A 21,914-nucleotide genomic window follows, 5' to 3' on the forward strand; every position below is an offset into this window, starting at 1 on the left:
GGAGACGGGGAAAACTCGCTTCGCTCAGACAGTTCCCCGTCTTTTTTCCGCCCGCTTACAAAAATTCAAGGCGCCATCTAGGGCAGGAACGGCCAAACCATCGTGGCGCATGTGTTTGCGCCACGATGGTTTCTACCGACGGTTTAGTGCTTGCGTGTGCCGAGGATGACCAGCACTGCCGCACCCAGCTCCAGCACTGCCACGAAATACAGGCCGGCCGACAGGTGGCCCGTGCTCGTCTTCAGCCAGCCGATCATGTACGGCGCCACGAAGCCGGCCAGGTTGCCGATCGAGTTGATGAGTGCAATGCCGCCTGCGGCTGCGGTGCCGGCCAGGAACACGGCGGGAATCGACCAGAACACCGGGAACGCGGCCAGGATGCCGATGGCCGCCACGGTCAGTGCAACCAGTGCCAGCACTGGGGTGCCCAGCGTTGCACCCGTTGCCACCAGACCTGCACTGGCGATGATGGCGGCGATGGCGCAGTGCATGCGGCGCTCGCCGGTGCGATCGGAATGCGCGCCGTTCCACACCATCGCGATCGTGCCGGCGATGAACGGAATGGCCGAGATCAAGCCGATGTGGAAGTTGCCCTGGATGCCCAACTCTTTGATGATCGACGGTGTCCAGAACGCAATGGTGGCGTTGCCGCTGACCACGCAGAAATAGATCAGCGCGCAGATCCACACGCGGGCATTGGACAGCGCTGCGCCAAACGACGCGTGCTTGGCCGGGTCGCGGTTTTCCGCATCGATGGAGCGGACGACGGCATCCTGCTCGGCGGCGGAGAGCCACTTGGCCTGGCGCGGCGTCTCAGGCAGCCAGGCCAGCACGGCAAAGCCGGCCAGTACCGAGGGAATGCCCTCCAGCAGGAACAGCCACTGCCAGTTGGCGAGGTGGCCTACGCCTTCCATGCTGCTCATGATGAAGCCCGCTACCGGGCCGCCCACCACGCCTGCAATCGCAAACGATGTCATGAACAGGCCGTTGATGCGTGCGCGGTAGGCCGACGGAAACCAGTACGTCAGATACAGCACCACGCCCGGGAAGAAGCCTGCTTCAAAAATACCCAGCAGGAAGCGCAGCGCATAGAACGAGGCGGGCGTCTTCACATAGATCATCGCCATCGAGGCCAGGCCCCAGAGGATGGTGATGCGCGCCAGCGTCTTGCGTGCGCCGATCTTCTCCAGCAGCAGGTTGCTCGGCACTTCGAAGAGGAAGTAACCGATGAAGAAGATGCCCGCGCCCAGGCCGTACACCGCCTCGCTGAACTGCAGGTCTTGCAGCATCGACAGCTTGGCAAAGCCGACGTTGACGCGGTCGATCCACGCGAGGATGAACAGGAAGACGAGGAACGGCACCAGACGCCATGTGATGCGGCGATAGGTGGCGTCCAGCGCGGCGCCTTGGGGTGGGCTGCTGGCCGGGTCCGTCGGGTTAGCCGGCAGGGCTTGGGTTTGCGACATGGTTTCCTCCAATAGCGGGTGAGGGCGCCTGCGCTTCGTTGTGCCGCTTTGTTGCACAAAACGCAGGCGTGAGTTGGGCCCGGCGCGTCTGAAGCGCGCCTTTTTAAAGCGTGACTAAGAGAACCGCAGGGGTGGCCCGGACGCCTGCGGCGAAGTTCTGGTTAGGCGATCAACGCAGCGCAGCCTCCACCGCCCGGCTGACGCGCAGGATGCGCGCATCGTCATTGGCGAGACCGCACAGCGACAGGCCGACCGGCAGCTCACCGGTGGCGTGGACGGGCAGCGTCAGTGCGCAGCCGTCCAGGAAATTGATGACGCTCGGGTTGCGCAGCGTCAGTGCGTTGGTGCGGAAGAACTGCGCGTCGTCGGCTTCGAGCGGCGCCACTTCCGGCGGCACGATGGCCACCGTGGGCATCAACCACGCGTCGAAGTTGCCCAGGCGTTTGCGTGCGACGGCGATCATGCGCGCGCGCGCGTCCAGCACGTCGATGTAGGCGGCGGCACCCATCTGTTCACCACGGCGGATGCGCGCGGCAACGCGCTGGTCGTACTGCGCCTCCGCACGTGCCAGCACCGGACGGTGCCATGCCCACGCTTCGGCCGCTGTGAGGCCGCCACCGCCGTTGATTTCGGGCAGTTGCAGCAACTCGGGAAAGTCGAAGCGCACGATATGCGCACCGGCACGTTCGAGCCGTTCCACGGCACGGCTGAAGGCCTTGGCGACGGTGTCGTCGAGGTCCGCACCCACATAGTCCTGCGTGATGCCGAAGCGCAGGCCGGCCAGCGGCACGGCGTCCGTGTCGAGCGTCTCGCCGCTCAGGATGGCATCGACGATGGCGCAGCAATCCACCGAGTTGGCCAGCGGCCCACCCGAATCGAGCGAGGTGGACAGCGGCACGCCGCCCGTCATCGGTACGCGGCGCGCGGTGGGTTTGAAGCCGGTTAGATTGCAGAAGGCCGACGGAATGCGGATCGAGCCGCCCGTGTCGGTGCCCAGCGCCGCGACTGCCATGCCGCCCGCCACCGTGACTGCGCCACCCGAGGTGGAGCCGCCCGCTGCGCGCGTGCCATCTGCTGGCGTGCGCGGCGTGCCATAGTGCGGGTTCAGGCCCAGGCCGGAGAATGCGAATTCGCTCATGTTGGTGCGGCCGAGCAGCACCGCGCCGGCTGCGCGCAGGCGTGCCACCGCAGCGGCATCGGCAGTGGCGGGCGGCTGATGCGCCAGCGCGCGCGAGCCCGCGGCCGTCACCTGGCCCGCCACGTCAAACAGATCCTTGATCGATACCGGCAGACCCGCCAGCAGCGACGGCATGTTGCCCGCCGCGCGTGCAGCATCGGCGGCGCGTGCCATGGTGAGCGCGGCCTGCGCGTCGATGCTCACATAGGCGGCGCCACCAGCCGCGCGATGCGCTTCAGCGTGCTCCAGGGCGGTTTCCGTCAGCGCAACGCTGGTGGTGCGGCCGCTGGCCAGTTCAGCAGCCAGGGCGCGGATCATGTTCGGGCGGGGCATCATCATGCAGAGGGTCTCCGGTTGGTCGTGCGCTTCAGCCCTCAACGGGCAGCGTGTCGACAGCATACTGATGGCGCAGCTCGGTGCCCGATACCGGGTCGATGAGGGCCATGTCGAAGGCTTCACCAAAACCGAGTTCGCCGATGATGGGCTGCGTGCCGCAGAACATGGCGGTGCCCACCGGTAGCGTATCGGCGCCGGTGTAGCGGCGGATCAGGTCGCGCGGGTCGAGCATGCGCGTGACGCCGCCTTCCTGATACAGCGCGGTCTGGCCGTCGCGGGTGCGCCAGGTTTTCATCTGCAGGCTGTCCCAGTGGTCGGCCAGTGCCTCGAAGCGCCACACGTCGCGGCTCACGGGCTTGGCACACATCTGCTTGGAGACGGTCACGCCATAGGCTTCGACCTTGCGATCGGTGTGGTCCGAGCCGATGCCGACCAGCAGGCCCATCGGCGTGGAATACAGCACGAACTCGGCTTCGCCCGACGAATCGGCGCCGGGAATCTCCACGCGCGCATCCGTGGTCAGCAGCGCGTGCGATACGCGGTAGAAGCACGGCACACGCGCCGGGCGCGCCACGCCAATCGCTTCGAGTTCAGCGATGTGATGTTCGACGGCTTCGGCATCGCGGCCGGTCCAGCCGGCAATGACAAGGTGGTCCACGGTTACGTCGATGGGGCCGTGGCCGATCAGGTTCAGGTGCAGCGTGGTCATGCGGAATCCGGGAAGAACGAATGAAGGGGGGATCAGAGCGTGCGGATGATCGTGCGGCGGAACTCGTCGATATGCTCGCGGATGGCTTCGCGCGCGGCGGGTACGTCGCGCCGTTCCAGCGCATCCAGCACGGCGAGGTGTTCGTCGTACACGTTCTGCAGGTGTTGCGGCTCCGACAGCGAGAGGAACCAGAAGCGCGCCTGCTTTTCGTGCAGGCCGCGCAGCAGCTCGGCTAGCACGCGGTTGCGCGAGGCGGCCGAGATGGCGAGGTGGAACTTGAGATCCAGCGCGGCCAGCGCGGCGATGTCACGGTGCTCGATCAACGCGGGCGACGCATCGACGATGGCACGCATGGCTTCAAAGTCGGCCGGGTGAGCGCGCTCGGCAGCGAGCGTCACGCACAGGATCTCGTTGGTGGCGCGCACCTCGATCATGTCGAGCACGTCGTTGAGCGACAGCGGCGTCACCAGCACGCCCTTGCGTGGCAGGATCTGCACGAGCCCTTCGACCTCCAGGCGATGCAACGCCTGATGGATCGGCGTGCGGCCAAGGCCCAGCAGGGAGGTGAGCTGCGCCTCGTTGAGCGGCTCGCCGGGGCGGAATTCACACGCCATGATGCGGCGCTTGATCTCGCCGTAGGCGAGTTCACGCAGGGCGGCGCCCTTGGGGGCATGCGCGGCGGGTTCGGCGGCGAATGGTGCGGGCACTTCAGCGGTAACGAGCTTGATCGGGCGCGACATGCGGCGGTCTCGGATTTCGTAAAAGTCGAGTGATGGTATTGTGATATATCACTGAGCGTCAAGGCATCTGCACGCCACATTGGCCTAGGGATTGCCCTGATCTGGCATGCTCTGGTTGGCTTCGAAATTTGTTATAGACTGCAACAAATTTTACGGAGACAGCCATGAAGATCGCCATCATCGGCGCGGGCATCGGCGGGCTGACGCTCGCATTGATGGCGGAGCGTCAGGGCTTCGAGGTCGAGGTGTGGGAGGCGGTGCAGACACTGCGTCCGCTGGGCGTGGGTATCAACCTGCTGCCGCATGCGGCGCGCCAGTTGTGCGAACTGGGGCTGGAAGACACGCTCGGTGCGCTGGCGATTCGCACTTCCGCACTGGCTTACTACAACCGCTTCGGCCAGCCGATCTGGCACGAGCCGCGCGGGCTGGCGGCGGGCTATGACTGGCCGCAGTTCTCTATCCATCGCGGCGAGTTTCAGATGGCATTGGCCGATGCTGTGGTCGAGCGATTGGGGTGCGATGCGATTCATCTGGGCCACAGCTTCGAGGCCGTTCAATCGACCGGCGAAGACGGTGGTCCGGTGCGCTTCACGCTACGCGACCGTGCCAATGACACCATCGTCGAATCGTCGGCCGACGTGTTGATCGGCGCGGACGGTATCCACTCGGCTGTGCGCCGACAGTTCTATCTGACCGGCGATGCACCGCGTTTTTCTGGCCGCATGCTGTGGCGCGCCGTCACCGAGGCCGAGCCGTACCTTGATGGCCGCACCATGTTCATGGCCGGCCACCAAGACCAGAAGTTCGTCGCCTATCCGATCTCCGAACCGCTGCGCCAGCAGGGCCGCTCGCGCATCAACTGGATTGCCGAGCTGCGCGTGCCCGACGAGGCGCCGCCGCGCAGCGACTGGAACCGCGAGGTCGACCCCGCCATCTTCCGCAGTGCCTTCGCGGACTGGAAATGGGATTGGATCGACATTCCCACACTCATTGACGGCGCGCAGGCCGTGTACGAATTCCCGCTGGTCGATAAGGACCCACTGCCGCGCTGGACCTTCGGTCGCGTCACGCTGCTTGGCGATGCGGCGCACCCGATGTACCCGATCGGCTCGAACGGCAGCGCGCAGGCGATTCTCGATGCGCGTGCGCTCATCGACTGTCTGCTCACCGCGCGCGACCCCGGCATCGCCCTGCGCGAATACGAAGCCGACCGCCTGCCGCGCACCGCCGGCATCGTGCTACGCAACCGGCTCAACGGCCCCGAGCAGGTTATGCAGCTCGCGCACGAGCGCGCACCACAAGGCTTCGCCCGCATCGACGATGTGATTCCACGCACTGAGCTGGAAGGGATTGCGATGCGCTATAAAAAACTGGCCGGCTTCGATCCGCAATCGTTGCGTGATCAACCGCCGATGCCGGCACGCTCGAGCGTGCCCGCCTGAGCCAACGCAACCGGACCACTGGAAGAGAAGAGGAGAGGGGACTCATGATCATCCGTCGCACCATTTGCGCCACCGCCGCGCTTTTGCTCGTCACCGCCGCCCATGCCGAGATCGTCGTGGGCGTGAGCCTGTCGACCACGGGGCCGTCGGCGTCGCTCGGCATCACGCAAAAGAATTCGCTGGCGTTCTATCCGGATGCCATCGGCGGCGAGAAGCTGCGGCTGGTGCTGGTGGATGACGCCTCCGACCCGAGTACCGGCGCACGCATGGCGCGCAAGCTGGTGACAGAGGACCACGTAGACCTGATCGTCGGTTCGTCTGCCGTGGCGCCGTCGATTGCGATTGCCGAAGTCGCCACCGAATCGCAGACGCCGCAGCTGTCGCTCGCACCCGTGGAGCTGAAACCGGGCAAGGGCGATTGGACCTACCGCTTGGCGCAGCCAATCTCGCTGATGGCCGAGGCGATTGCCGCGCGCATGGCATCGAGCGGCGTCAAGACCGTCGGCTTCATCGGTTTTGCCGATGCGTACGGCGAGAGCTGGCTGAAGGACTTCACCGCCGCTGCCACGCCGCGCGGCCTGAAGGTGGTGGATGTGGAGCGCTATGCGCGCGCCGATACCAACGTGACAGGGCAGGTCGCCAAGCTGATCAGTTTCAAGCCCGATGCGGTGCTTGTGGCGGGGGCGGGCACAGGCGCTGCGTTGCCGCACACCTCGCTGCGCGACCGTGGCTATGCCGGGCCGATCTACCAGACGCACGGCGCTGCCACCAAGGACCTGATCCGCATCGGCGGCAAGGCAGTCGACGGCGCTATCCTGCCCGCCGGGCCGGTGATCGTGGCCGAGCAGTTGCCAGACAGCCATCCGAGCAAGAAAACGGCGCTGGAGTATGTGACGCGCTACGAGAAGATGTACGGCCCCGACTCGCGCACGCAATTTGGCGCCCACACCTGGGATGCGCTGCAGGTGCTCCAACGCATCGTGCCGGTGGCGCTCAAGACGGCCAAGCCGGGCACACCGGCGTTCCGCCGGGCGCTCAAGAGCGCGCTGGAGACCGAACGGGACATCGTCGTCTCGCACGGCGTGCTGAACTACACGGCGGCCGACCATTTCGGCTTTGATGCGCGAGGCCGCGTACTGCTGACCATCGATCACGGCAAGTGGAAACTGCTGCCCGCCGATCAAGCTGTCGTGAAGAACTGAAGTTCTTCTCAGTTCATGGCTGACGGGCGCCTTGCCAACGATAATCGACGGGATCCGCATGCCTGATATCGCCATGTCGCGCCAGCCCAAAGCCGAAGACTTGTACCCCGCCGTTGCCGAATCCGGTCACTTCAATCCGCACATTGCGGACGTGGAGTATGGCGCGCTCGACGGGCTGGTCGGCTATGCAGTGCGGCGCGCGCAGCTGCATATCTACGAAGACTTTGTGCGTTCGCTGCAGGCGTGGAACATCACGCCGCCGCGCTTCTCGGCCATGACCGTGATCGCGCACAACCCCAACCTCAAGCTGACCGAGCTGGCCAGCATCCTGGGCGTGGCGCGCTCCGGTGCGGTGCTGCTGGTCGATACGCTGGAAGACATGGGCATGGTCGAGCGCCAGCCGTCGCCGACGGACCGCCGCGCTTTCCGGCTGGTGCTGACGGCCAAGGGCGCCACCACGCTTGACGAGATTACGCGTGCGGTCACTGCGCACGATGCCCGCGTCACGGCGCATATGTCCATGGAGGAGAAGCGACACCTTCTGGCGTTGCTCAACAAGCTGGCATCGGGGCCGGACGGCGGCTGAATGAAAACGGCCCGGGGTTTGAACCGCTCCCGGGCCGCTGTATCTTTGGACTGGCTTAGCGCTTGTCCGCGTCGATCGCCTTTTGCCAGAGGTCCTTGTCGGGCGGGTAGAGCGAATCGAAGTGTTCGCGCAGTGTGCAGATTTCCTGGACAACCTCGAACGGAAAGCCCTGGCGACCGCCGCGGTCGTCCATCTGCAGGCTGTCGAGGTAGCGTCGGCAGCCGATGAAATCGACCCACTTGGCGGCGATGGTGTTGATGATGCGCGGGAACTTGCGGCCCAGCTCGATCGGCCGGACATCTTCCGGCAAGGACGCAAGCCAGCGGATGGCTTCGCGGTTGAGCGCGAAGTCATCAGGGGTTTCCTGCTTGCGTTGGGACACGGGATCGTGAGTCATGTCGAGTGCACTTCCATGAGACTTAGTGTACGCCGCCCCAGGTCCGATCGACAGCCCGACGGGCGAGGGTCTTGACGCACCATGCGTTTGATTCGACCGCTGCGGCTGCCGGCGTTCCGCCGAAGGTCCCGATTCGAGGCGTGTTGCGCGCCGCCTGATCCACTTTCACCCTCAAGTTTTGTGCAAGGCTGCCGATAAGCCAAGCGCGGATTGGTTCGTTGGTGGCCCCGAGCATCCACCTGGGTCGTAGACCCGAGCGGCCAAAACGGCGTCAGTGTCGGCTGACGTACCGCATCCCTATTTCAATCAAAACCGGACTTCGAGCCGAGGCAGGCAGGGTATGAAGCGAATCGATGCGAACCAATTGCGTGTCGGTATGTTTGTGATGAAGCTGGGCGGGTCCTGGCTGAAACATCCGTTCTGGCGTACGCAGTTTCAGTTGTCGCACCAGGGTCAGATCGACGACATCCTCAAGGCAGGTATTACCGAGATCTGGATCGATCCGGAGCGCGGTGAGGACGTTGTCGCTCAGGGCCTGATGCCCACGCCGGCACCCGTTGCCGCGCCTGAGCCCGAGCCGCTCACGCGCGAGACCGTGCGCGCTCGCCCGCCCGTGACACCTACGTCGCTCAAGGAAGAGTGGCAACACGCCCAGAAGCTGATGCAGAACGGCAAGGCGACGCTCGGCCACATGTTTGCCGAGGCCCGCATGGGCCGGGCACTGGAGACCGACAAGGCGCTGCTGCTGGTGGACGACGTGTCCAACTCGCTGGCGCGCAACTCCTATGCGCTGATCGCCCTGGCCCGCCTGAAGAACAAGGACGACTACACCTACCTGCATTCGTTTGCCGTCTGCGCGCTGATGGTGGCACTGGCCCGCACGCTGGGCCTGCCCGAAGACGAGATCCGCGAATGCGGCCTGGGTGGCCTGGTGCACGACATCGGTAAATCGGCCATGCCGCGCACGCTGCTCGACAAGAGCACGGCGCTCACCAAAGATGAGCTGGCACTGCTGCAGACCCACGCCGTGGGTGGTCACCACCTGCTGGTGGGCACCGGCCAGTTCAGCGAAATTGCCCGCGAGATCTGCCTGCACCATCACGAACGCATCGACGGCAGCGGCTACCCCGACGCGCAGAAGACCGAAGGGATCAGCCTGTGGGCCAAGATGGGCGCCATCTGCGACGTGTATGACACGTTGACGTCGAGCAGCCCGTACCACCATGCGTGGTCGCCTGCGCAGGCGCTCAAGTACATGATGGCCCGTACCGACACGCAGTTCGATCGCACCGTGTTCCAGGCTTTCACGCGCAGCGTGGGCATCTACCCGGTTGGCACGCTGGTCAAGCTGCGCACCAACCGGCTGGGCGTGGTCGTTAACCAGAACGAAGCGTCGGCGCTCAAGCCGGACATCGTGGTGTTCTATTCCGGCAATACCAAGACGCGCGTGCGCCCCGAGCGCATCAGCCTGGGCAAGTCGGATGATTCCATCGTCACCGTGGAAGATGCCGCCACCTGGGGTTTGTCGGACGAGGAAGTCTCCGACATGTGCCTGGTTTGAAGCAGAAGCGCCGCCAAAGTGCGGCGCTGTGCATTTGGCAAGCCCCTTCGGTTTTTGTGTCTTTTTCTTAACACGGACTTCAATAAACTTCATGTCGCACCCCTCTAAAGTGGGGTACCGTTGAGTCGTTGATTTTTACGTTGTTGACCGATTGCCACAAAGAGCAACGGCAGCAACCTTTCAAACAAACGATTCGGTCTTCCGGGGGGTGACATGAACGTTTCCAACATGCTGCGGGCGGCTTCCGATTGGGTGATCCAGTCGCGCGCCTTCAATGTCACGCAATCGGTTGCGCACCATCGCACCGAGAGCGATGCACTGTCGCACTGGAAGCTCGACATCTGGCACAAGAGCGTGCCGTTCCTGTTCGAGGGCGGGCTGGCCGAGCCTGCGCATCAGCTGTTTCCCAAGCATCTGGCACATGCCGACTGGGTGGACGATCTCCACCACCATCTGAGCCAGTTGGTGGGCGTGCGCCGTGAGCACTGCCAGATCGACATTCGTGCGGTGACGGGGCTGGCGCAGTCGCCGTGCTCGGTGCACTCCTTCCCGAGCATGCTGGTGTTTGCGCACCAGCATTGCCGCCGTATTCCGCACAGCACCGATGCCGACTTTGCCGCCAACAAGCGCCACGTGTTCCGTTATGCGGACCAGACCAACGTGTTCCGCGCCTACGACTTTGCCGGCGGTGAACTCTTCTTCATGAATGAGTGGGGCGCGCACCATTTTGCTGCGCTGGCGCTCCAGGCACGCACGCAGAACCGCGCGCTACTGGTTGATGCCGAGGTGCGTCATGCACGCTCCGCGCTGGGCCTGCGCCGGCTGCTGGACGGCTTCCACGTGATCGCCGCGCGCCGCCAGGGGCAGCAGCGTTATGGCACGCGTTTGTCGGAAGCGCTTGCAAGCCACCAGGTGCCGCATCGCTGGATGCATGGCCGCCGTGAGACCGAGGGTTTTGAGCTGTGCTTCCTGCCCAAGTCCGACCGCTTTGCCAACTGCGTGGGCGAGCAACTGGTGCGCGACGGCTGGTTTGACTACGGCACCTGGCTGGCCAACCTGCACGACGCCACAGAGGTGGGTGCGCCCGCCCAGCGTGCCGAGGCTGCCCGCAAGGCCCGTCCGAACTGGAAGCGCGTGCCCGTGCCGAGCCTGGGTGTGCCGACGGGCTTTGTGCCGGGTTTCGCGCACACGCGCGTGTAATACGGGGACGGTAGGGTCATGGGTTGACCCTCCCTCCACCCGATGGATTGCCGAATCGGGCGGCCGGTGTCAGAATTCGCAACTTAGTTGCATTGGGCGCTCAGTCACCTGAAAGATTGCGCGCCGGCATCTGCTCCTCAAACGTGCGCGCTTTCCGCTCCTCCTTCTTGCACCTGCGCTGGCTGTCTTGCCTGCTGGTCGTGCTGCTGCTGTTTGGTCAGCAGGGCGCGCTGCGGCATGCGCTGTCGCATTGGAACGAGGAGGCACCTGCTGAGCTGAGCGTTACGGCCAAGCCTGCTGGCACCGAGCGCGGTAGTCAGCCCGCGCAGGAGCACGCCGCCTGCTTGCAGTGCGCGGCCTTTGCTGCGCTTGCGGCTGCGTTGCCGATGGTGCTGGTGCTGCGCCTGCGCAGCACGCGGCGCTGGCACTTCCCGCATATTGGCTTTCGCGCCGCGGCACCGGTCTTTCCGGTGGCCGTCTGTTCGCGCGATCCACCGTTCGGCCTTTGATTCTCGACTTGCCTGCCGGCTCGCGTCTTGACGCGCGCGCCGCCGTTTGACGCATTCGTTCGATTCAAAGGTCTTTCATGATTCCGTTCCAGCCCCGCAAGCTGGTGGTGGCGCTTGCCACCGTGCTGCCATCCGTCGCCTCCGTTTCCGCACTGGCCCAGGAGGCCTCCACGCCGGCCACGCCGACACCTCCGGCTGCTGCTCCGGCCACCCCCGCCAAGTCGGCAGCGCCGGCCGCAACCAACGTGCACGACCTCAGCGAAACCCGCGTTACCGCCAAGCGCCTGGACGCCGCACGTAATGCGCTGTCGCCCGACACCGGCAGCTCGGTCTACAAGTTCGACACCGACGACATCGCTCGCCTGCCGCTGGGCGATGCCACGCCGCTAAACCAGGTGCTGCTGCAAGCGCCGGGCGTGGTGCAGGATTCGTATGGCCAACTGCACGTGCGGGGGGACCACTCCAACCTGCAGTACCGCATCAACGGCGTGATCGTCCCCGAGCCGATCAGCGGCTTCGGGCAGATGCTCGACACGCGCTTTGCCAACCAGATCAACGTGCTGACCGGGGCGCTGCCGGCGCAGTACGGCTATCGCACCGCCGGCATTGTGGACATCACCACCAAGGGCGCATCCACCGATGAGGATGGCGAGCCCAAGGCCTTCGGTGGCGAGATCGGTACCGTGCTCGGCAGCAACGCCACGCACGAGGTCAACGCGCAGATCCACGGCACGAAGGACCGCTTCAGCTATTACCTCTCGGGCGTGTTTGCGGAGAACAACCTCGGCATCGAGAACCCCACGGGTAACCGCAACGCGACGCACGACCACACCACGCAGAACAAGTCGTTCGGCATGCTCTCGTACCTGCTCGACAACGACAGCCGCGTGAGCTTCATGTTTGGTTCGTCCAACGGCCGCTTCCAGATTCCGACGCGCCCTGGGCTCGATCCGAAGTTCACGCTGGATGGCGTGGTGCCGCCGGCGTCGGAAGCGCTCAACGCCAACCAGCGCGAGAAGACCGACTTCCAGATCCTGACGTATCAGCAGAAGGTGTCGCCCAAGCTGGACTACCAGGTGTCGGTGTTCCGCCGCTCCAGCCGCATCGACTACATGCCCGATCCGATCGGGGATCTGGTCTACAACGGCGTGGCGGCTGACCTCACGCGCCGCAACGAGGCCTATGGCCTGCAGGGCGACGCGAGCTACAAGCTCAATGACAAGCACACGCTGCGTGCCGGCGTGTTCGTGCAGCGCGAGCGCTTCGGCACTGACAACACCTCCAGCGTGTTCCCCGCCGACAGCAGCGGTGCGCAGACCAGCGGCACGCCGTTCACCATCGTCGATAACCACAGCGGCACGGGCACGACGATGGGCGTCTACCTGCAGGATGAGTGGAAGCCGACCGACAAGCTGACCGTCAACTACGGTGCGCGCTACGACCACGTCAACACCATCGTCAGCGAGCAGCAGTTGAGCCCGCGTGTGGGCCTGACCTATGACCTGACGCCACGCACCCGCGTGCATGCCGGCTACGCGCGCTACTTCACGCCGCCGCCGACCGAGAAGTTCGATGCCACGTCGGTGCAGGCCTTCTCCGGCACGACCAATGCGCTGCCATCGGATGCCAATACGGCGGTCAAGTCGGAGCGCTCGAACTACTTTGATCTGGGTGTCTCGCACCAGATCACGCCGCACCTCACGCTGGGTCTGGATGCGTACTACCGCGATGTGCGTCATCTGCAGGACGAAGGGCAGTTCGGCAATGCGCTGCTGTATTCGGCGTTCAACTACGACCGCGGCCGCATCTACGGTCTGGAAGGCAGCGCCAACTATCGCAACGGCAACCTGGGTGCATATCTGAACGTGGCGGTGTCGCGCGCGCAGGGCAAGGGCATCGAGACGGGGCAGTTCAACTTCGGTGCGGATGAGCTGGCCTACATCAACAGCCACTGGGTCAATCTGGACCACGACCAGCGCCTGACCGCTTCGGCCGGCGTGTCATATCTGTACTCGGGCACGACCTACACCAGCGATGTGCTGTTCGGCACGGGCCTGCGCAACGGCTTTGCCAACACCGACCACCTGCCGGCCTACTGGCAGATGAACCTGGGTGCCGCGCGTGACTTCAACCTGCCGATGCTCGGCAAGTTCAAGACGCGCCTGACCGTACTGAATATTTTCGACCGCAGCTACCAGTTGCGCGATGGCACCGGCATCGGTGTGGGCGCGCCGCAGTTTGCGCCGCGTCGTACGTTCCTGCTGTCGGTGAGCAAGCCGTTCTAAGCGGTACGGGCCAGCGCGTTAGGCTGGCCCGTCATTTCCATCACATCCATCACATCGGCGGGACCATCCCGTCCTTGCCGACCAGTACGCGCTGCGCAGTCAGCGTGCCTTGTGCATCGGTGCGCACGAACATCACCACGTGCGCACCAGCCTTCAGTGCATCGCGCCGCCCTGGCGCAAAGGTGACGATCGGCACATCCGACGGCACTACGATGCGTTGCTCCCCATCCTTGTACTTGACCGACAGCGTGCGGCCCTGCGTGCCCGATACGCTCGTCACGGCGCCAGCCTGTTCGACCGTGCCGTTGGTCATGGTGCTGTTCGGGCCCAGGTCATACGGGCGGTGGCCATCACCCGTGCCGCGCATGGCTTCGGGAAACACGTGCACCTCCAGCGCGCGCAAGGTGCCGTCGGGTTGCTTCACAGCGGCCGTGCCGATATAGCTGCCGGCCTTGATGGCAGACGGCTCGATCGGCGCGACTTCGGTGACGGTCAGGTCGGTGGGCAGGGTGACGGTGGCCTTGTTGCCGGCGTTGTCCGCCACGTCGATGGCGTTACCGTGCGTGGCGACGATGGTCGCGCGTACGCGGGCGGGCGGTGCGTTGTCGGCGGCAAAACTGGTTTGAGCGGATAGCGAGGCAACGGCGGCGAGGGCCAGTGCGGCGAAGGTGCCGGCGGCGGGTGACAGGCGTGGCATGGCAGTTTCCAGTGGGAGGGCCCTAAGCGTGGGCGGGGTTGGACGCGAGTCCGAGCGCCAGTGTAGGGCGCAGGCAGCGCATGCGCTGGCGGTACTTGATTACAAATGGTTAGCCGCGTCGCTGGCCAGGCACGCCCTTGCCCTTGTTGGTTGGGCGGCTGCGACGCATGTTCTCTGACCAATCGGTTCCGCCGGTGGGGGAGCGCAGCGGCACGTGGCGTTCGCCATGCGGCGCGTGTGCGGGTGTGTTGCCGGGATCGGCGGGGCGATGCTCCGCGTGGTCGTCGTGGTTGGGGTGTGCCATCTCGAGTCTCCGCTGCGTGCTGCGCTTGCGGCGCGATATCCACGGTGCAGCAAGGCGGATGCCTGCACGGCAAAGCGGTGCTTGCCGTGCCTGGGTGGTACGCCGGTTGCGTCGCTTTGTGTGAGGCAACACACCATGCCGAGCAGGAGTCCGACCATGCAGCCGCAGAAGCATTCTTCGCAATACAAGCCCGGCGCCGAGCGTCAGGCGCGCGACGACCGAGTCGATCGCGTCAAACCGAATCGCCCCGTTTTGCCCAGCGAAAGCGCCGTCGGCGAGGAAGACCCGGGCGATTTCGAAAGCGCATCGATCCGCCGGGAGGATGGGCGGCGCACCCCCGACCCCTCACCGCTGCGTGAGCGCTAGGCCCGGCCACGTTGCGTCTGAGAGCGCCCGCCGAGCAACGTAAGCCCGCGACGCAGCGCTGTGAGCAGCGGCCACCGGTACGTTGGTTCAGCCGGAACAAGCACGCGTAGTTGCGCGCCGCCCGGCCGGTCTGCGTACATGCCCCACCAACCGGAGGTCTCCAGCGTATAGGCATGGCCTTCCGTGAAGGTTTGGCGGATCCGGTGCGCCTCGCCGGCCAGCCAGCGCGGCGGGTATTCCAACGTGATGCTGCCTGCCAGGACCACCACGACGGTGCCGGTGGGCAACCATTCGAGGCGGGATTCACCGCGCAGCAAGGCGGGCCATTCGGTGTAGGGGGAGGTGTCGGGGGCGCTTGCGGTCATGTCGATCTCCTGTGCATGACTGCAGCGTAAGGACGCGCACCCAGCCACAACAGACACAGAAAGCGCTGCCTGCACCACAACAGCGACCGCATTGTGCCGATCTGTTACGGTACAGTTTTGCGTTGTCTGTATCTGTTGCGGTGAGGACCGTGCCTGCATGATCTGCAGGAGACTCTCACCGTCGCCCGCCTGTCATGACCGTCACCGAGTTGACCTCTTCGCCCGCGCAGCCTCTGTATCGGATGCTGGCTGATCACTACCTCGGCGCCATCCGCAGCGGAGTGCTGACGCCGGGCGAGCGCATGCCGTCGGTGCGCGCGCTCATGCGCACGCACGGGGTGAGCCTCTCAACGGCGTTGCAGGTGTGCCGGCATCTTGAGGCCGAGGGCTGGCTGGAAGCGCGCGAGCGCTCGGGCTATTTCGTGCGGCAGCCGCGCCGCGCCTTGCTTGCACCGGTGAAGGAGCCGGAGTTGGCCACGCCGGACCCGGCCGCCTATGTTGGCGTGCATGCGCGCGTATCGGCCATCGTGGCGCGTGGCCAGCAGGCCAATGTGCGTGTTGATCTATCCGGGGCAAGTGGGGCGCCGGCGCTGTATCCGTCGGCGGCGCTTAACCGGATCACTACGCAGGTGGTGCGCCAGCATCCGTTCCTGCTCACGCAGGCCGTCACGCCCAATGGGCATCCTGACCTCCAGATCGCCGTGGCGCGTCGCGCGCTCGACATGGGGATGCAGATCGTGCCGGAGGAGGTGGTTGTCACGCACGGCTGCATTGAAGCCGTGAACCTCGCGTTGCGTGCGGTGGCGCAGCCCGGCGATACGGTGGCAGTGGAATCCCCGACGTACTACGGCTTGCTGCAAGTGCTGGAAAGCCTGGGCATGCGTGCGGTGGAGATCCCCACCAGCCCGCGCACCGGCATGTCGCTGGAAGCGCTGGAGATGGCGGTGCAGGCGTACGACAACATCCGCGCGGTGGTGGTGGTGCCCAACCTGCAGAACCCACTGGGCAGCATCATGCCCGACGCTGCCAAGCGGCGCATGGTGACCTTTTGCGAGGCACACAATATCGCCCTGATCGAAGACGACACCTACAGCCCGCTGGCCGACAGCAACACGCCGCTCAAGGCCATCAAGGCGTGGGACCGCACGGGCAACGTGATCTATTGCGCGTCGCTGAGCAAGACGGTGGCACCCGGCCTGCGCCTGGGCTGGATGACGGCAGGGCGCTGGCAAGAGCGCGTGCAGATGCTGAAGTTTGCGCAGTCGCGGCCGAACGATTCGCTGATGCAGGTGGTGGCTGGGCGCTTTATCGCCTCGGGGGCGTATGACCGCCATATCCGCACACTGCGTCAGACATTGCGAGAGCAGCGCGAGCGGATGGCGGAGTCGATTGCGGAGTGCTTCCCGGCCGGCACGCGGTTGTCGGTGCCGTCGGGTGGGTTGGCGATGTGGGTGGAGCTGCCGACCAACGTGTCGTCAGTGGCCTTGTTTGATGCGGCGCTCAAGCACAGCATCCGCATTGCACCGGGGACGATGTTCTCGAACCTCAACCGCTTCGATCACTTCTTCCGCATCTGCTTCGGGCTGCCGCCTTCGGCCAATCTGGAAGCCGCATTGGCCACGCTGGGCGAGCTGACGCGGCAACTGACCGAAGCGTAATCACCGGCCGATCATCGGCACCAGGCTGGCATGGCCGCGTGCGACTCCAGACTCCGCACGCTCTGCGCAATCTGCTGCGACCATTGCTGCACCAGTTGCTGTGTCGACGACACCACGGCATCGACACCGGCGCCCGCCGGCACCGTCAACGTGTTCTGGCAGGTGAGGGCGGTGGCGGCAGCCGAGCCCTGCGCCTGCGTTGCCCCATCGGCCATCCCGCGCGTCACACGCCACGTCACCAGCGCCGTCACGTTCTGGCCGGGGCGCGCATCGTAGCTGCGCATGTCCGCAGCAATGCGATAGAGCGGCACGCCCGCAGGCGCCACGCCACTAACCACATCCACCGCTGATAGCGTACCCGCCAGATTGGCGGACAGTGCATCGCGCAGCTCCGAGCCGAACGGCGCGGCCCAGCGCTGCTGTTCGAGCGCCTGCACCTCACTGTCAGACGTGCGCAGCACGATCTGCGGCTTGTCCAGGCGATCGGGCACACGCACGCCCGTCAGGCGGAAGGCGCGCTGGAAGCGTGCGTCAGGCGCGGGTGCTTCGCTGCGCAGCGACAGCGTATGCAACGTCGGCACGGGCGAGGCGCATGCCGCCACCAGTGCGGCGGCAACAACAGCTCCGGCCAGTCGAAGGGAAGAAGACAGCATCGACGTCTGCATCATTGCGCATCCTTTGCCTTGCCCCGGATCAGCGCTTCGGGGTGGGTTTGCAGGTAATCGGTCAGTACGCGCACCGAGGCGGCGGCCTTGGCCACCTGTTCCAGCGTGTCGCGCGCGTTGTGCTGCAGGGGCGCGTCTTCAGAGAAGGTCTGGCGTGCGGTCTCGAGCGTGCGGCGTGCTTCGGCCAGCGTTTCCTTCATCTGCGGGGCCAGATCGGTATTGACCGTCTTGGCCAGTTGCTCGGTCTGCTTGAGCGTGGCGTCCAGCGTGCCCAGCGCGCGATGCAGGTCCTGGCCGATCTGCTCGAACGGCACCTTGTTGAGCTTCTTCGCAATGCCCGCGAGCTGCGCTTCGATGTCGTCGGTCGGGTTGTCGGCGGTCGGGAAGACATAAGCGCCGTCACGATCGCGCTGGCCGAAGCGCGGCGGTGTCTTCTCGCGGTCGGCCGGGTCGATGAAGTCGAGTTCCACGAACTGCTGGCCAGTCAGCAGGCTGCCGCTCTTCAACCGTGCTCGCATGCCGTTCTGGATGAGCGTATCGAACTGTGTGCGGACATCTTCAGCGGCGTGCTGCAGATTGTCGTCGCGGATGTCCATGCCGAAGCGCGTCGGATAGATCACGGCCGTGACCGGCAGCACGAACTCCTTGCGCTTGCGGCTGTAGTGGATGCCGATCGACTTGATTTCGCCCACGTTGATGCCCTTGAACTCCATCGGCGCACCCACCGTCAGGCCGCGCAGCGAGCGGTGGAAGTACATCACCACGGTCTGCGAGATGTGCTCGGGGTCCTTGAGCGCCGTGGCTTCGTTGCGTACGAGCTGGTACTCGGTGTTGGACGCAGCGGGCGCGTGGTCAGCCTCTTCGGGGGTCTGGAAGGCAATGCCGCCCAGCGCGACCGCCAGCAGCGATTGCGTGTCGAGCTTCAGGCCGTTGGCGTCGAGCTTCAGATCGATGCCGCTGGCGTTCCAGAAGCGTGTGCCTCGCGCGACAAATTTGTCGAATGGTGCGTTCACGAACGCATGCAGCGTCACGCCCTTGCCATCGGTGTCGATGTCGTAGGCGGTGATCTGCCCCACGCGCACGCGGCGGAAGTACACCGGTGAACCGATATCGAGTGAGCCAAGGTCAGGCGCATGGAGCGTGAACTGCTTGCCCGGGGTGTCGGCGTAGATGGCGGGCGGGATATCCAGGCCCTTGAAGGCGGATTTCTTGTCGTGCGAGCGTCCGCCGTCCACGCCGATATAGGCGCCCGAGAGCAGCGTGCCCAGCCCCGAAACATTGCCGGCGGCCACGCGCGGCCGTACCACCCAGAAGCGAGTGTCGGCCACAGCAAAGGCCTTGCCGTCATGGGTGAGTTCGATCAGGGCGACGGCGCCGGAGCGGTCATCCGTCAGCCCGACGGATTTCACGACGCCAATGTCGACGCTCTTGTATTTCACGCGCGTCTTGCCCGCTTCGATGCCCTCGGCCGAACTGAATGTGACCGTGATCTGTGCACCGCGTGCCAGGATCACGCGTGCCATGAGTGTGCCGCCCACCACAAGCGCAACGATGGGCACCAGCCAGATCAGCGAAGGCAGCCAGCGCTTGCGTTTCATGCGGCGCGGGGGCGGGACGTTGTCGGGTTGTACAGGTTCGGTCATGCGTCGGTCTCATCGGGATCGGGCTCGTCGACGGCGTCCCAGATCAGGCGGGGGTCAAAACAGCGGGCGGCGAACATGGTCAGCACCACCACGGCGGCAAACGGCCCGACACCGGGGCCAGGCTTGATGACGGCCAGCGTGGACAGGTGCACCAGCCCTGCCAGCAACGCCACCACGAATACATCGAGCATCGACCAGCGGCCGACCGCTTCGACAATCACATACAGCCGCGTGCGAAAGCGCGGGTTCCAGCGCCAGCGCTGCTGCACCGACAGGCACAGCACCGCCAGGATGCCCAGCTTGGCCAGCGGCACAAAGAAGCTGGCAATGAACACGATGATGGCCAGATGCCACGAGCCTGACGTCCACAAGTAGACGATGCCGCTCATGATGGTGTCCTGCTGCGTGCCGACCAGCGTGTCCGTAATCATGACGGGCAACATGTTGGCCGGCAGGTACATGGCCATGGCTGCGATCAGCAGTGCCCAGCAGCGCATCAGACTCTCGGGTTTGCGCGCGTGCATGGGTGACAGGCAACGCGGGCAGACCGGCGCGGCAGCGTGCTCGGGCGCATCGTCGTGCGTGAGCGCCGCGTGGGCGGCGGTTTGCGCGCCGGGCATGCGCGCGAGCAGGCCGCAACGCTCGCACGTGACGAGACCGTGTGCGGCAGCCCGGATTGGGCGAGCGGGTGGCGTGTGGGCGGCGGTGCTCATGCGCGTCCCTCGCCATCGGGTGCTTCGCCTGGGCGGGCTGCGGCATCCATGCCGGTGGGCGCATCGACTTGTGTGCCAGGCTGGAGCGTCATGCCGATCTCGCGCCAGAACGGGCGCAGGTCGATCGACAGCGCAATCGTCATGAACACCGTCAGCGCGCCGAACGCCCACAGGCCAGCATCGGCCTGCAGCGACACCATGTGCGCTACCTTGATGAGCGCCACCACCACGCCCAGCATGAAGATCTCGATCATCGCCCAGGGCCGGATTAACGCCGCCGCGCGCAGTGCCAGCGCCGCCCGCGGATGCTGCCGCCCGCGCAGGCGCGCAAACAGCAGCGGTGCCAGCACGCTCAGGTACAGCAGCGGAAACAGCAGCGTGGTCAGGCCCACCAGCACGGCCGCGAACACCATGTCGTAGTTGTACAGCGCTTCAACGGCGCCCCACAGCGTGGTGGTGTTGCGGTTGCCGCCGCCGTTCAGCTCGGCAATCGGGAAGGCGTTGGCAACGAAGTAAACGATCAACCCGGTCACGATCAACGGCAGCAGCACGGACAGCCGCTCGCTCTGGTTGCGATACAGCTTGACGCCGCAACGCGTGCAGCGCGCTTCCTCATCCAGCGCGATGACCTCGTGGCGATGCAGGGTGTCGCAGTGCTCGCAGGCGATCCACGCGTCGGGATCGCCGGGCAGCGGCTGTGCGACCGGGGCGGCAGGTGTGGTGGAAGCGGCGCCCGATGCGTCGTCCGGCGCCAGCCCGGGCAGGGCCGCGCGCCACGACTGCGGCAGCGGGAAAGGGAATTTCACGTCGAACAACTCCATCGTCTGGCCGGCGAGCGGGCCGTTACGTAACTCTTGCGCCACATGGCAAGGCGCAGCCCCATGCCGGATCAGGGTGGGGGCGATTATACATACAGGGTTGAATGTATAGGCGCCCGCACCTTGGGTTCGCATTTTGACGGTGGGGGCGATGCAAGAATCCCGCCATCAACATTGTTTGAAGGTTGTCTTCTTGATTAACCGCCGGCACCCAGTTGGGCGGCGTGATGCATCAGGTGGTCTTCGATCAAGGTTGCGATGAAGTAGTAGCCGTGGTCGTAGCCGGGGTGGCGGCGCAGTTGCAGCGGTTGTCCGGCGGTGGCGCACGCGGCGGCAAAGTCGTCGGGGTAGAGCTGTTCGGCGAGGAATTTGTCGGCCTCGCCCTGATCGATGAGGATGCCGCCGGGGAACGGACTCTGCGCCTGCTGCATCAGCAGTGTGGCGTCGTGTGCCGCCCATGCAGCGCGGTCGTCACCGAGGTAGCCCGTGAACGCCTTGATGCCCCACGGGCACACAGACGGATGCGCAATGGGCGCGAATGCCGAGACCGAGGCAAAGCGCTCCCGGTGGCGCAGCGCCAGCGTCAACGCACCATGGCCGCCCATCGAATGCCCGAAGATGCCGACGCGCCCCGAGGCCACCGGGAAGGCAACCCGCGCGATGTGATGCAGCTCGTCGGCGATGTAGCTCTCCATGCGGTAGTGCTGGCGCCACGGCGCCTGCGTCGCGTCTAGGTAGAAGCCGGCACCGACGCCGAAGTCCCAGCTATCCGTCTCACCCGGGACGTTGGCGCCGCGCGGGCTGGTGTCGGGCGCGATCAGGATGAGGCCCGCGCGTGCGGCCACGCGCTGGGCGCCGGCCTTGATGGCGAAGGTCTCTTCTGTGCACGTCAGGCCGGCCAGATAGAACAGCGCGGGGCAACGGGTGCCCGCCAGCGCCTGCGGTGGCAGGAAGACCGAAAAGCGCATCGGCAGTCCAATGGCCGACGAGGCATGCCGATAGAAGCGCTGCACGCCGCCAAAGCAGGCGTGCTCGGAAATCAGCTCAAGTGTGGGCACCGGAATGGTCATCGCGT

Annotated in this window: 22 protein-coding genes; 9 read left to right on the top strand and 13 right to left on the bottom strand. The window is 65.4% G+C overall.

Annotated elements, in window-relative coordinates:
• Positions 1-143 precede the first annotated feature (143 nt).
• The 4 genes from PI87_RS25280 to PI87_RS25295 form a co-directional block, all read right to left on the bottom strand.
• Positions 144-1,466 carry an MFS transporter gene (locus PI87_RS25280; RefSeq protein ID WP_039600500.1) on the bottom strand — a complete coding sequence of 441 codons (1,323 nt, stop codon included), beginning with the start codon at positions 1,464-1,466 and terminating at the stop codon, positions 144-146.
• Between the two features lie 169 nt (positions 1,467-1,635).
• Positions 1,636-2,982: an amidase gene (locus PI87_RS25285; protein WP_039600501.1), complete on the bottom strand. Its 1,347-nt coding sequence runs from the start codon at positions 2,980-2,982 to the stop codon at positions 1,636-1,638.
• 28 nt (positions 2,983-3,010) lie between these two features.
• The gene (locus tag PI87_RS25290) at positions 3,011-3,688 is read right to left on the bottom strand and encodes a DUF2848 domain-containing protein (protein WP_039600502.1); all 678 of its coding nucleotides are present in this window, start codon (positions 3,686-3,688) and stop codon (positions 3,011-3,013) included.
• A 32-nt stretch (positions 3,689-3,720) separates the two neighbouring features.
• Entirely contained in the window at positions 3,721-4,428 is a 708-nt protein-coding gene (locus PI87_RS25295; RefSeq protein ID WP_039600503.1) for a GntR family transcriptional regulator, read from the bottom strand.
• A 164-nt stretch (positions 4,429-4,592) separates the two neighbouring features.
• On the opposite strand from PI87_RS25295, the gene PI87_RS25300 reads away from it, so the two are divergent.
• The 3 genes from PI87_RS25300 (at position 4,593) to PI87_RS25310 (ending at position 7,658) form a co-directional block, all read left to right on the top strand.
• Positions 4,593-5,870 (top strand): flavin-dependent oxidoreductase, encoded by a 1,278-nt coding sequence (locus PI87_RS25300; protein WP_039600504.1) that lies wholly within the window; start codon positions 4,593-4,595, stop codon positions 5,868-5,870.
• Positions 5,871-5,914: 44 nt separating this feature from the next.
• The gene (locus PI87_RS25305) at positions 5,915-7,072 is read left to right on the top strand and encodes an ABC transporter substrate-binding protein (RefSeq protein WP_039600505.1); all 1,158 of its coding nucleotides are present in this window, start codon (positions 5,915-5,917) and stop codon (positions 7,070-7,072) included.
• Positions 7,073-7,145: 73 nt separating this feature from the next.
• Positions 7,146-7,658 (top strand): MarR family winged helix-turn-helix transcriptional regulator, encoded by a 513-nt coding sequence (locus PI87_RS25310; RefSeq protein ID WP_039600561.1) that lies wholly within the window; start codon positions 7,146-7,148, stop codon positions 7,656-7,658.
• 55 nt (positions 7,659-7,713) lie between these two features.
• Here the strand turns inward: PI87_RS25310 and PI87_RS25315 are convergent, their stop codons facing one another.
• Positions 7,714-8,055 (bottom strand): hypothetical protein, encoded by a 342-nt coding sequence (locus PI87_RS25315; RefSeq protein WP_039600506.1) that lies wholly within the window; start codon positions 8,053-8,055, stop codon positions 7,714-7,716.
• Positions 8,056-8,395: 340 nt separating this feature from the next.
• On the opposite strand from PI87_RS25315, the gene PI87_RS25320 reads away from it, so the two are divergent.
• The 4 genes from PI87_RS25320 (at position 8,396) to PI87_RS25335 (ending at position 13,610) form a co-directional block, all read left to right on the top strand.
• Positions 8,396-9,616, top strand: coding sequence for an HD-GYP domain-containing protein (locus PI87_RS25320; RefSeq protein WP_039600507.1), 1,221 nt, complete (start codon positions 8,396-8,398; stop codon positions 9,614-9,616).
• Positions 9,617-9,829: 213 nt separating this feature from the next.
• A complete protein-coding gene (locus PI87_RS25325; RefSeq protein ID WP_039600508.1) occupies positions 9,830-10,816 on the top strand; it encodes a DUF6685 family protein in 987 nt (328 codons plus the stop codon).
• A 167-nt stretch (positions 10,817-10,983) separates the two neighbouring features.
• On the top strand, positions 10,984-11,325 hold the full coding sequence (locus tag PI87_RS25330; RefSeq protein WP_442965522.1) for a hypothetical protein: 342 nt from the start codon (positions 10,984-10,986) through the stop codon (positions 11,323-11,325).
• A gap of 77 nt (positions 11,326-11,402) precedes the next feature.
• Entirely contained in the window at positions 11,403-13,610 is a 2,208-nt protein-coding gene (locus PI87_RS25335) for a TonB-dependent receptor (protein ID WP_039600510.1), read from the top strand.
• A gap of 49 nt (positions 13,611-13,659) precedes the next feature.
• On the opposite strand, the gene PI87_RS25340 is transcribed toward PI87_RS25335, so the two are convergent.
• Together PI87_RS25340 and PI87_RS25345 are read right to left on the bottom strand one after the other, a co-directional pair.
• Positions 13,660-14,307, bottom strand: a complete 648-nt coding sequence (locus tag PI87_RS25340) for a hypothetical protein (protein WP_039600511.1) — start codon at positions 14,305-14,307, stop codon at positions 13,660-13,662.
• A 109-nt stretch (positions 14,308-14,416) separates the two neighbouring features.
• Positions 14,417-14,611, bottom strand: a complete 195-nt coding sequence (locus PI87_RS25345; protein ID WP_039600512.1) for a hypothetical protein — start codon at positions 14,609-14,611, stop codon at positions 14,417-14,419.
• A 156-nt stretch (positions 14,612-14,767) separates the two neighbouring features.
• On the opposite strand from PI87_RS25345, the gene PI87_RS25350 reads away from it, so the two are divergent.
• Complete coding sequence (locus PI87_RS25350) at positions 14,768-14,977, top strand: hypothetical protein (protein WP_039600513.1); 210 nt, start codon at positions 14,768-14,770, stop codon at positions 14,975-14,977.
• Here the strand turns inward: PI87_RS25350 and PI87_RS25355 are convergent.
• Positions 14,974-15,342: a hypothetical protein gene (locus tag PI87_RS25355; RefSeq protein WP_039600514.1), complete on the bottom strand. Its 369-nt coding sequence runs from the start codon at positions 15,340-15,342 to the stop codon at positions 14,974-14,976. The genes PI87_RS25350 and PI87_RS25355 overlap by 4 nt on opposite strands.
• A gap of 194 nt (positions 15,343-15,536) precedes the next feature.
• Here PI87_RS25355 and PI87_RS25360 point away from each other — a divergent pair, with 194 nt between their 5' ends.
• Entirely contained in the window at positions 15,537-17,000 is a 1,464-nt protein-coding gene (locus tag PI87_RS25360) for an aminotransferase-like domain-containing protein (protein ID WP_039600515.1), read from the top strand.
• A gap of 11 nt (positions 17,001-17,011) precedes the next feature.
• On the opposite strand, the gene PI87_RS25365 is transcribed toward PI87_RS25360, so the two are convergent.
• The 5 genes from PI87_RS25365 to fghA all read right to left on the bottom strand — a co-directional run bounded on the left by PI87_RS25365 (position 17,012) and on the right by fghA (position 21,909).
• Positions 17,012-17,668 (bottom strand): PqiC family protein, encoded by a 657-nt coding sequence (locus PI87_RS25365; protein ID WP_039600516.1) that lies wholly within the window; start codon positions 17,666-17,668, stop codon positions 17,012-17,014.
• Entirely contained in the window at positions 17,665-19,308 is a 1,644-nt protein-coding gene (locus PI87_RS25370) for a PqiB family protein (protein WP_039600517.1), read from the bottom strand. The genes PI87_RS25365 and PI87_RS25370 overlap by 4 nt, the downstream gene beginning before the upstream one ends.
• The gene (locus PI87_RS25375; RefSeq protein WP_039600518.1) at positions 19,305-20,021 is read right to left on the bottom strand and encodes a paraquat-inducible protein A; all 717 of its coding nucleotides are present in this window, start codon (positions 20,019-20,021) and stop codon (positions 19,305-19,307) included. The genes PI87_RS25370 and PI87_RS25375 overlap by 4 nt, the downstream gene beginning before the upstream one ends.
• Entirely contained in the window at positions 20,018-20,842 is an 825-nt protein-coding gene (locus tag PI87_RS25380) for a paraquat-inducible protein A (RefSeq protein ID WP_039600519.1), read from the bottom strand. Before PI87_RS25380 ends, PI87_RS25375 begins: the two co-directional genes overlap by 4 nt.
• Positions 20,843-21,036: 194 nt before the next feature.
• Positions 21,037-21,909, bottom strand: a complete 873-nt coding sequence (gene fghA, locus PI87_RS25385; protein WP_039600520.1) for an S-formylglutathione hydrolase — start codon at positions 21,907-21,909, stop codon at positions 21,037-21,039.
• Positions 21,910-21,914: the final 5 nt, after the last annotated feature.

Source organism: Ralstonia sp. A12, from assembly GCF_000801955.1.
Lineage (GTDB): Bacteria > Pseudomonadota > Gammaproteobacteria > Burkholderiales > Burkholderiaceae > Ralstonia.